This window comes from Vogesella oryzagri (assembly GCF_040148885.1).
Lineage (GTDB): Bacteria > Pseudomonadota > Gammaproteobacteria > Burkholderiales > Chromobacteriaceae > Vogesella > Vogesella oryzagri.
The window spans coordinates 489,271-500,562 of sequence record NZ_JBEFLD010000001.1 but is presented as its reverse complement, the minus strand read 5'-3'; the positions used below and the strand labels follow the sequence as shown (position 1 = coordinate 500,562).

7 protein-coding genes are annotated in these 11,292 nt (G+C 62.5%); 4 read left to right on the top strand and 3 right to left on the bottom strand.

Going from position 1 to position 11,292, the window contains the following annotated elements:
• Window positions 1-119: 119 nt before the first annotated feature.
• The 4 genes from ABNW52_RS02465 (at window position 120) to ABNW52_RS02450 (ending at window position 7,293) form a co-directional block, all read left to right on the top strand.
• Window positions 120-764 (top strand): hypothetical protein, encoded by a 645-nt coding sequence (locus ABNW52_RS02465; protein WP_349583531.1) that lies wholly within the window; start codon window positions 120-122, stop codon window positions 762-764.
• 135 nt (window positions 765-899) lie between these two features.
• Window positions 900-4,850 carry an ATP-dependent RNA helicase HrpA gene (gene hrpA, locus ABNW52_RS02460; protein ID WP_349583530.1) on the top strand — a complete coding sequence of 1,317 codons (3,951 nt, stop codon included), beginning with the start codon at window positions 900-902 and terminating at the stop codon, window positions 4,848-4,850.
• 79 nt (window positions 4,851-4,929) lie between these two features.
• Window positions 4,930-6,084 carry an HD-GYP domain-containing protein gene (locus ABNW52_RS02455; RefSeq protein WP_349583528.1) on the top strand — a complete coding sequence of 385 codons (1,155 nt, stop codon included), beginning with the start codon at window positions 4,930-4,932 and terminating at the stop codon, window positions 6,082-6,084.
• A 42-nt stretch (window positions 6,085-6,126) separates the two neighbouring features.
• Window positions 6,127-7,293, top strand: a complete 1,167-nt coding sequence (locus tag ABNW52_RS02450; protein WP_349583525.1) for an HD-GYP domain-containing protein — start codon at window positions 6,127-6,129, stop codon at window positions 7,291-7,293.
• 34 nt (window positions 7,294-7,327) lie between these two features.
• On the opposite strand, the gene ABNW52_RS02445 is transcribed toward ABNW52_RS02450, so the two are convergent.
• The 3 genes from ABNW52_RS02445 to flgK are packed head-to-tail and all read right to left on the bottom strand — an operon-like array spanning window position 7,328 to window position 11,259.
• A complete protein-coding gene (locus tag ABNW52_RS02445) occupies window positions 7,328-8,059 on the bottom strand; it encodes a pseudouridine synthase (protein ID WP_349583522.1) in 732 nt (243 codons plus the stop codon).
• A 56-nt stretch (window positions 8,060-8,115) separates the two neighbouring features.
• Window positions 8,116-9,297 (bottom strand): flagellar hook-associated protein FlgL, encoded by a 1,182-nt coding sequence (flgL, locus tag ABNW52_RS02440; RefSeq protein WP_349583519.1) that lies wholly within the window; start codon window positions 9,295-9,297, stop codon window positions 8,116-8,118.
• Between the two features lie 15 nt (window positions 9,298-9,312).
• On the bottom strand, window positions 9,313-11,259 hold the full coding sequence (gene flgK, locus ABNW52_RS02435; RefSeq protein WP_349583516.1) for a flagellar hook-associated protein FlgK: 1,947 nt from the start codon (window positions 11,257-11,259) through the stop codon (window positions 9,313-9,315).
• Window positions 11,260-11,292 lie beyond the last annotated feature (33 nt).

Sequence of the window (11,292 nt, the reverse complement as noted above, 5' to 3'; positions counted from 1 at the left end):
GCGTTTACCTGGCCGCAACAAGCCGCCGCAAATCATATCGCCGAAACGGCATTCAGACCTGCAAAAAACCGGGGCTTGGCCGATAAAGAACTATCCCCTTTTTTGCCCCGGAGCCATCCATGGACATCTCGCGTATCAATGCCCCACCTATTACCCCGCCAGGCCGCCAGGTCAGCAGCGATGCCCACGCCCGTGCCGACGCCAAGCAGGCCGAGCAGCGCGAAAAGCAGCAAGAAAAAGTGACGCTGGGCCAGCAGGATGACACCGCGGCGCTGACCTACGACAAGCCGCGCAAGAGCGACGCGCCGCAGCAGGTGGACTTGGCCGCCATGCTGGAAGAATCCGACCGCAAGGCCGGTGAAATGTTGCAATTGCTGGGCAACCTGATTCAAACGCAGGGCTTGGAATGGAAGAAGGTGGTTAGCGGCGAACAAAAACTGACCGCCGACCCGGAAACCATCAAGGCGGCACAGGCCGCCATTGCCGAGGATGGCGAATTCGGCGTGCGCAAGACCGCCGAGCGCATCCTGAGCTTTGCCCGCTCAATGATTGGCGACGACCCATCGCGGCTGCAAGCCGTGCGCGATGCCGTCAGCCAGGGCTTTGATCAAGCCAAGGAGGCGCTGGGCGGCGCCTTGCCGGACATCAGCAACCAGACCTACGACACGATCATGGCCGAGTTCGACCGCTGGGCCAAGGATGGCCTGCCCAGCGCTACCACCATCAGCCTCAAGCCCGCGGAACAGGCAAGCGATAACGCCTGATCCGGCCACCGCCCACGCCGGCCGCCGTCTGCCCATTGCGGCCAACCTCAAGGTTGGCCGCAATGCGTTGCCGGGCTGGCGATAGCCCTCTGCTATACTGCCCGCCTTGTCGAATTCCGTGCTCTTTCCCGCCGCATGACCACCCCCACCCTGCCCGAACTCAAAGCCGCCCTTGCCACCTGCCTGATCCGCGACCGCCATGGCCTCAAGCGCAAGCTGCAGGACATCGAACAGCGCCTGCGCAAGAACCAGCCATCCGACCGCCTGCTGGCCGACATCGCCGCCCACATTGCCCGCTCCGCCAGCCGTGCCGCCGTGCGCGCCCAGCACCTGCCGCGGCCAACCTTTGACGATGCGCTGCCGGTCAACCAGAAGCTGGACGACATCAAGGCAACGATCGCGGCCCACCAGGTGGTGATCATCTGCGGCGAAACCGGCTCCGGCAAAACCACGCAGATTCCCAAGATCTGCCTGGAACTGGGCCGCGGCGTGTACGGGCTGATCGGCCACACCCAGCCGCGCCGCTTGGCCGCACGCTCGGTAGCCACCCGCATCGCGCAGGAGCTGGGCAGCGAGCTGGGCAACCATGTTGGCTTCAAGGTGCGCTTCAACGACAAGCTGTCGGAGCGCAGCGTCATCAAGCTGATGACCGACGGCATCCTGCTGGCGGAAACCCAAACCGACCGCCACCTGGAAGCCTACGACACCATCATCATCGACGAGGCGCACGAGCGCAGCCTCAACATCGATTTCCTGCTGGGCTACCTGAAGCAGCTGCTGCCGCGCCGGCCGGACCTGAAGGTGATCATCACCTCGGCCACCATCGATGCCGACCGCTTTGCCCGCCACTTCAACAACGCACCGGTGATCGAAGTCTCCGGCCGCACCTACCCGGTGGAAGTGCGCTACCGCCCGCTGAAGCAGCGCGACGAAGACGAGCGCGAGATGGAGATGGAAGACGCCATCGTCGAGGCGGTGAGCGAGATTTCGCGCCACGGCCCCGGCGACATCCTGGTGTTCCTGCCGGGCGAGCGCGAGATCCGCGATACCGCCGACAAGCTGCGCCGCAGCGGCATCCGCCACTACGAGGTGCTACCGCTGTTCGCGCGGCTGAGCAACGAGGACCAGCAGAAAATCTTCAAGCCGTCCGGCGGCCGCCGCATCGTGCTGGCCACCAACGTGGCGGAAACCTCGCTGACCGTACCCGGCATCAAGTACGTGATCGACACCGGCCAGGCGCGCATCAAGCGCTACAGCCCGCGCGCCAAGGTGGAACAGTTGCAGGTGGAGAAAATCTCGCAGGCCGCCGCGCGGCAGCGGGCCGGCCGTTGCGGCCGGGTGGAGGCCGGGGTGTGCATCCGGCTGTACGACGAGGCCGATTTCAACGCCCGCAGCGCCTTTACCGATCCGGAAATCGTGCGCAGCAGCCTGGCGGCGGTGATTCTGCGCATGGCCGCGCTGCGGCTGGGCCAGGTAGACCAATTCCCCTTCATCGAGCCGCCATCCAGCCGCCTGATCGCCGATGGCTACCAGGTGCTGCAGGAGCTGGGCGCGGTGGACGAGGCGCTGCAGCTCACCACGGTGGGCAAGGAGCTGGCGCGCATTCCGGTAGACCCCAAGGTTGGCCGCATGCTGCTGGCCGGCCGCGACTACCACTGCGTGCGCGAGGTGCTGATCATCGCCGCTGCACTGTCGGTGCAGGACCCGCGCGAGCGGCCGTTCGAGGCGCGCGAGGCCGCCGACCGCGCCCATGCCCGCTTCAACGACGAGAAATCGGATTTCCTGTCCTTCCTGCACCTGTGGGATTTCTTTGCCGCCGCGCTGGCCAGCAAGAGCAGCAACCGCCAGCTGGTGAACCTGTGCCACGAGCATTTCCTGTCGCACCTGCGCATGCGCGAGTGGCGCGAGCTGCACGCGCAGCTGGCCGAGATTGCCTCGGACCTGAACCTGATCGAGAAAGAACTGGCGCATGCGCCGGCGGCTGCGGCTAACCCCGAAGCCACGCCGAAGAAGCGCGCCCAGGCCGAGGCGCTGGCCTACGAGAAGCTGCACAAAGCGCTGCTTACCGGCCTGATCGGCAATATCGGGATGAAATCGCAGGAAGGCGACGACTACACCGGCGCCCGCGGCGGCAGCTTTCTGGTGTTTCCGGGCTCCGGCCTGAAAAAGGCCAAGCCGAAATGGCTGATCGCCGCCGAGCTGGTGGAAACCACCAAGCTGTACGCGCGCTGCGTGGCCAAGATCGAGCCGGACTGGGTGGAGGACGTGGCGCCGCACCTGGTCAAGCTGCATCACTTCGAGCCGCACTGGGAGAAGTCGCGCGGTGAAGTGGTGGCCAGCGAGCGCGTGACGCTGTTCGGCCTGACGCTGATCGCGCGCCGCCCGGTGAGCTACGGCCGCATCGCGCCGCAGGAAGCGCGCGAGCTGTTCATCCGCGGGGCGCTGGTGGCGATGGAATACGTCAGCAATGCGCCGTTCTTCCAGCGCAACCAGCAGCTGATCCGCGAGGTGGAACAGCTGGAGCACAAGGCGCGCCGCCAGGACGTGCTGGTAGACGAGGAGGCGCTGTTTTCCTTCTACGCCGAGCGCATCGGTAATGAGGTGGTGGATGCTGCTAGCTTCGAAGCCTGGCGCAAGGAAGCCGAGGCGGCCAACGCCAAGCTGCTGTTCCTCACCCGCGAGGAGCTAATGCGCCATGCCGCCGAGCATGTGTCGGAAAACCAGTTTCCGGAGTACCGCGAGATCGCCGGCAGCCGTTGCCGCCTGCGCTACCGCTTCGAGCCGAACCATCCGCTGGATGGCGTCACCATCGACCTGCCGCTGGCGGCACTGAACACGCTGGAGCCGGCCGAGTTCGAATGGCTGGTGCCGGGCATGATCCGCGACAAGCTGCAGGCGCTGATCAAGGGGCTGCCCAAGCAGATTCGCCGCAGCTGCGTGCCGGTACCGGACTTCGTCACCCAGTTTCTGCTCAGCGGCCCGGACCAGTTCAAGCCGATCGGGCCGCAGCTGGCGCATTTCATCCTGCGCCACACCGGCGGCGTGAAGGTGGACCCGCTGGAATTCGACACCCTGGAGCTGCCACCGCACCTGCTGTTCAACTTCCGCATCATCGACGACGGCAAGCAGGAAATCGGCATGGGCCGCGACCTGGTGGTGCTGCAGAAGCAGTTCGGCCAGGCGGCACAGCTGACCTTCCGCGACACCAGCGCCGAGTTCGAGCGCGATCAGGTAGAAGCGTGGGACTTTGGCGAGCTGCCGCAGGCGATCCAGTTCGCGCGCGGCCGCCAGCAGCTCACCGGTTTCCCGGCTCTGACGCTGGAAACCGATGCCAAGGGCGAGCAGGTGGCCATTCGCCTGTTCGACACCGAGGGTGCGGCCCACCATGCCCACCGCCAGGGCGTGGTACGGCTGCTGCAATACCAGCTGAAGGAGCACATGAAGCAGCTGAACAAGGGCCTGCCGGGCATGACCCAGCTGGGGCTGCAGCTACGCACGGTGTGCAATGTGGACGAGCTGCTGCAGGACGCCATCGCTGCCATCTGCGACCGTGCCTTCATCGGCGACGACGAGCTACCGCGCACGGAAAAAGCCTTCAACGAACAGAAGGCCCGCGCCCGCACCCGCCTGCCGGCCGTCACCCAGGCGGTGACCAGCTATCTGAACCAGATCGCCGCCGAATACCAGGCGCTGGCGCCGCGACTGCAAAAACACAAGCTGGGCTTCGAATTGACCCAGCAGCTGGGCCGCCTGGTGTACAAGGGTTTCCTGGCCGCCACACCATGGCCGCAGCTGCCGCAGCTGCCGCGCTACATGAAGGCGATGGGGCTGCGCATGGACAAGCAGCCGACCAATGCCCAGCGCGACGGCCAGCGCGGCGCGGAGATCCGCGAGCTGTGGGCCAAGTGGGAGGCACGCATGGCGGAAGAAGCCGAACGCGGCCAACCTTCGGACGCGCTGCAGGCTTTCCGCTGGCACATCGAGGAATTGCGCGTGAGTTTGTTTGCGCAGGAACTCAAGACCCCGTATCCGGTGTCGATGAAACGTCTGCAAAAGCTATGGGATGAACTGCCCCGCAACTATTGATGCTGGACTCGCCCCGCCCTAGCCGGGATTTGTGCCACAATCAAATGAGTATTGTTGCAGCTACTTACATATGGGTGCCATGGGGAAATCCGATAACACGCCGCCGCTGGCGCAGGTCCTGAAAGTCGGCGAAGCATTGCCGACGGACATCTATGCCCGCAACGGCCTGCTATTGCTGAAAAAAGGCCATTACGTGCTGAACGAGCGGCAGCGCGAACGGCTGGTCAGCATGGGTGTGACCCAGCCCGCCGGCCGCCTGCCGCCGCTGGAAAGCGACCTGACGCGCATCGGCGACTTCAGTCCGTTTGAGGAAGTCCGGCACGCCACGCGGCATCTGGATTTTCTGCTCGGCACCGGCCTGTCGGCCGCGGGCTTCGAGCAGCGGGTACGCGCGCTGGTCAGCCGCCTCACCGCCTTTACCCTGCGCGCGCCGGACGGCATGTTGGCCGCAGTGCTGTTGGTGCCGATGAGCAAGTACGCGTCGGCGCACAGCATCCACGTCGCCATCATCCTGGCCGTACTGGCCGAGAAGCTGGAGCTGCCGGCCGAGGTCAGGGGCAGCCTGCTGTGTGCCGCACTGACCATGAACCTGTCAATTGCCAGCCTGATGGACAGCCTGCACCACCAGAGCAGCCCGTTGACCGACGAACAGCGGCAGCAGATTGAAGCCCATCCGCTGCTGTCTTCGGCCATGCTGCGTGAGCTGGGCGTCCATGACGAGGTGTGGCACCAGCTGGTGCAGACCCATCACGAGCAATGGAATGGCAGCGGCTACCCGTATGGGCTGAACCGCGAGCATATCGAGCCGCTGTCGCACTTGCTGCACTTGGCCGATGTCACCGCCGCAAAACTGGCGCCGCGTGGCTACCGCGCGGCACTGAAGCCCAACAAGGCGCTGGCGCATGTGTTTCTGGAAGCCGACCGCTCGTTCGATTACCGCTTTACCGCCTTACTGGTGAAAGAGCTGGGCATCTACCCGCCCGGCTGTTTTGTACAGCTGGCCAATCACGAGATGGGGGTAGTACTGCAACGCCGCAGCCGCGCCAATGAGCCCTGCGTTGCGGTGCTGCGCAGCAACAACGGCAGCTCCTATAACAAACCGCAACTGCGCGAGGCCAATAATTCGCAGTACAAGATATTGCAGGCCCTGGACCAGCAGCAGATCGGCATCCGCCCCCAGTATCTGGCAGACCTGTGGAAGCGCCTGCGCACCAGCGCCCCACTGATTCGCTAACGCGTCCCACACTGCCGCATCGCGCTTTAAGGCAAGACCACCATGAGCAAGCCCACCACCCCGCTGCCACCCAACATGATCACCATCGGTGCCGAATTGCCGACCGATGTGTTTGCCAAGAACGGCATGTTGTTCATCAAGCGGGGCCACTACGTCCTGACTGAAGCACAAAAGCAGCGCCTGCTGGATCATGGCCTGATCACCGGGCATGATCGCGCAGCGCAGATAGAAAAGGAGCTGCGCGAGCGTCGGGAGAAACACGAACAGGAACGCCGCGAGCACGCCAATCGGCAGAACAATCCCATCATCGAGATGGATCGTCTAGCGCACAAGATGGGTGGTCTGCTGAACCGCTTTTTCCAGTTCCGCAATTTTGGCGAAGAAATCGAGCATGTTGCCGAGCAACTGATCCGGCTGGCGCAGCAGCACCCGGATGGGCTGATTGCCGCCTGTCTGCTGGTGCCATACAAAGACTATGGCAGTATGCACAGCCTGCATACCGCCGCCATTCTGGCGGTGCTGGGCCGCCGCCTGAACCTGCCAGCGGCCGAGCAACAGATCCTGCTGTGTGCCGCACTGACCATGAACATCTCGACCACCGCGATGCACAGCGAGCTGAGCCGGCAGGAACAGCCGCTGGATGATGCACAGCGCTCCGAGATGTACGCACACCCGCTGCTGTCGTCGGCCATCCTACGTGATCTGAAAATCGAGGATGAGCGCTGGCACCTGCTGATACAGCAGCACCATGAAGAATGGAATGGCAGCGGCTACCCCTATGGGCTGAAGAAAGAACAGATCGACCCCGGCGCCCACCTGATTCGCCTCACCGACGTGCTGACCTCGCTCCTGACCACCCACGCCCATCGCCCCGGCCACCTGCCGTCCATTGCGCTGGGCAAGCTGTACCGGGGCGACTTCAGCGAGTTCGATGCCCGCTTTGTCGCCATGCTGATCAAGGAAATCGGCATCTACCCACCCGGCAGCTTTGTCCGCCTGGGCAATGGCGAGATCGCCGTGGTGGTACAGCGCCCCGCCGAAGGCAGGGGCAACACGCCGCGCGTGGCCGCGGTACGTGCCGGCAGCGGCGATATGTACGGCGAGCCGTTACCACGCAATACTGCACTTGCCGAATACACCATCACTGGCCCCGTCTCGTTGAAAGACGCCGGCATCCGCCCCGGATTTCTGGTCAAACAATGGGGATGAATAAAAAAAACCTGCCGCTTGGCAGGTTTTTTTATCAGCTGAAACTTTCTTCCGGCGACAAGTAACGCCACTGTCCGGTTGGCAGATCGCCGAGCATGATGTTGCCGATCCGAATCCGCTTGAGGCCCACGACCCGCAAGCCGACCAGCTCGCACATGCGGCGGATCTGCCGCTTCTTGCCTTCGCGCAGAATAAAGCGCAATTGATCCTCGTTCTGCCACCACACCTTGGCCGGCTGCAGCGGCTGGCCATCTAGCGCCAGGCCATGATTGAGCAGGCGCAGGCCTTCGGCATCCAGCTCGCCAGCAACCCGTACCAGGTACTCTTTTTCCACGTCGGAGTTTTCGCCAATGATCTCTTTGGCTACCCGACCATCCTGCGTCAATACCAGCAAGCCGACCGAATCGATGTCCAACCGCCCTGCCGGCGCCAGACCTTTCAGATGCTCGCGCGAGAAACTGATATTGGCCTGATCCGCGCTCCAGTGGTTCTCCGGCCGCACCAGCACCACGGCGGGCTGGTAGCCGTCCTCAGCCTGCCCGGACACATAACCCACCGGCTTGTTCAGCAGAATGGTAACGCGCTGCGACTGCGCCGCCAGTGCCTGCTTTTCCACCACGATGTGGTCTTCCGGCCCCACCTTCTGCCCCAGCACGGCGGCAACACCGTTTACCTTTACCCAGCCTTTTTCAATGTAAACATCCGCTTCGCGGCGCGAGCAGACGCCCATTTCTGCCAGGCGCTTGGACAAACGCATTGTTTCCATATCATTCCCACCGCCATGCCGACAAAGGGCGGCATCATACCACTAAGTCACACCGATCACAGATAGTTGAAGAGCGACAGCTTGCTGATGCTGGAGAACGTCTGCTGCGATGCCTGTAGCGCCGTCAGCGCCTGCTGGTAGGAGGAAATGGCTTTTACGTAACCATCTTCATCCAGCCCCACCAGCTGCTGGATACGCTTGGTGTAGTTGATATCCAGTTCGGTACCGATATCCTTTACCGTTTGCGCCGCATTCATGCGCGAACCGATCACGGTATTCACCGACACCACCTGTTCAAAACCGGCATCCAGCCCCTTCAACACCTCGGCCATACCCTTGGAGTAATAGGCGCTGCCACTATCCGGAGTGGGCGGATTGGGAATGTTCCAGTCCGGGGTGGCGGCAAAGTCTTCATAAGCCTTGTACGGATTCGGTGTGGTGCCAGCGGCAGTCAGCTGTCTCGATTCATACAGCATGCGATCGAACTCTGCCGTACTCGCTGGGTCATTGGGACCAACGCGCAGCAGCACGTCCAAGCGGGAAATGGCCTGAAACAATTCATTGCCGGCAGTGAAGGCATCCGGGTCCTTGCTGACCGCGGGCAAATTACCGGGAATCGCCGGCGGCGCGGCTGGTACCGCCGCCAGTGCGGTCGTCAGCAGCGGCACGGTACTGGTCTGCCCGGCCACCAGGTTACCCGGCTCGGTCAGCGCCAGCGTGCGCGAGGTACCGACAGCCACCTCCTGACGCTGCATATTGCCCTGGTAATCCACCTGGATGACGGGCTCCCACGACAGCTCAAACGGCTTCGAGCCAGTCGCGGTACCGCCAAAGATGTAATTGCCTTCGGCACTGGTGGTATTGAACAGCCCCACCAGGTTCTTGGTCACTTCCACCAGCTCGCTACGCATCGCCGCACGGTCGGTCTGCGACAGCGCCGGTTTGCCGGCCTGTACCGCCAGTTCGCGCACCCGGGTAATCACGTCCGACACGTTCTGCAAAGTGGTATCCGTCGTCGCCAGTTGGTCGTATGCCAGGCTGGCATTGCTGACAAAGCGACTGCTGCGATCGGCAATCGCGGTGACTTCAATCGCCAGCGAGGCGGCGGCAGGATCATCGGACGAGGTGATAACCCGCTGCTTGGAGGAAATCTGTTCATACAGCTTCTGCAGGCTCTGCTGCTTCTGCTGCATGTAAAACACCCCCAGACCGAATTGTGTGGCGTTGGTAACTCGCATGACTCAGTCCTTTACTTACGCTACGGCATCCAGGATAGCCTGGAAGGTTTCCTGGGCAACCTGGATCACCTTGCTGGATGCCTGATAGGCCTGCTGGAACTTCACAAGGTTGGCCGCTTCTTCATCCAGATCCACCCCCGACAGCCCCTGCTTTTTCTTGGTGACTTCCAGGTTGAGGTTTTGTTGCGCCTTCAACTGCACATCGGTAATGCTGCCGCGGCTACCCACATAGCTGACTGTCTGCGCAAAAAACACCTCCATGGTCGACGTGCGGGTGAAGCCCGGATCAGTGATCTTGGCGAGCAAGGAGGTTGTCCCGGTCTTGGTACTGGCCAGAATCGGCTTGGACTGCAGGCTGTTGATGGCCAGCATATTGCTGTTATCCATGCCGTTTACGCCGTCGGTGGCCGGATCGCGGGCGCGAATCGTCAGGCTCTGGGTACCGGTCAGCGGCAACGACTCCGCCTTGAATGCCAGCTTCACCGTCTGCGACGGAGCCGCGGTACTGGTCAGCTCGAACTCCCACACCCCCTGCTGGGTAGTCGACTTGCTGATCGCCGTGGCGGTATAGCCGGCAACCGATACGGTGGGCGTGCCGAACACTGGGTTGGTACTGGCATCGAACGGAATCTGCACGGTAGCCGGCGGGGGCAACACGTCGAACAGCCGCGCGTTGGGTTCCTTGCCGACAAACGGCGTGGTGTTGTCCTGGTGTAGATAGGCCTCCTGCCACACCGAACTGATCACCGGCTTGGTGATGGAACCATCGGCACTGACCTGCGAAGTGGCAATCACGCCAGAAGACATCGCCAGCTGCGCCGGGTTGCCGACTTTCACCGCCATGTGTGCAACCGCCAGCTGCATTGCCAGCGCTTCGTCGGTGATGTTGGTGGCGTTTTCCGCCGTCAGCCGCTCCTGGCTCAAGTCCTGGAACAAACCACCATCCTGCGCCATGTACGGGCCAGAAGGCGTGGCCGGATCAAGATAATGCTGCGTGGCCGCCTGCTGGTACTGGCCGGTCAGATCCACCCCCAGCGCATGCTGGCGGTTCACCGCATCGGTAAATTCGACAGCCAGGTTGCCCAGGTCGATCTGCACGCGCGGAATATCCTGCTCCAGCAGCTGCAGATAGCCTTGCAGTGCACCGCCCCGGATATCCGTGTAACTGATCTGGGTATCCGGTGTGAACTGGTTATCCAGCATCACCTTGGTCGAGCTCTGCGTGGTCTGGGTATACAGTTTGGACGAGCTCGGCCCCACCACCAGCGCCTGGCCGCTGTCGAGGAAGACGTTGTAGTTGCCGTCATCCGACTGCACCACGTTGACGTTAACCAGCTTGCCAAGATCGACCACCAGCTTGTCGCGCTGGTCCAGCAGATCGTTCGGCACCTTGGCAGAGCCATCCGACAGGATGGTGATCTGGCGATTGATCTTGGCCAGATTCTCGGTCAGGGTATTGATCTGGTTGACCGACACATCCACCGAGCTGCGCAGGTTCTGGCGCAATTCCTCAATCTGGCTGTTGGTGGTCTGAAAGCGGTCCACCAGCGCCTGCGCCTCGCTCAGCACTACCTGGCGGGTGGCAATCGAGGTCGGGTTGGCCGCCGCAGTCTGCATGGCGGTAAAGAACTGCTGCACCGAGGCCATGATGCCGGTGGAGCTGTCGGTCAGCATATTGTCGATGGTGCCCAGCGCATTCTGCTGCGCCTGCAGCGAGCTGATGGTGGAGGTGGAGGTACGCAGCTCCACCTCGACAAACTGGTCGAACATGCGGCTGACGCTGGCGATGTCGGCGCCCTGCCCCAGAAAGCCGAAACCGTTGTACTGTGGCAAGGCAGCTTTTTGTGACACCACCTGACGCGAATAACCATCGGTATTCACGTTGCTGATGTTATGGCTGGTGGTTTCCAGGTTCACCCTGGCCGCAGATACGCCGCTCGCACCCAGATTCAACAGATTCATCTTGCTCTCCTTACTACTTTATATCGGCAGCGT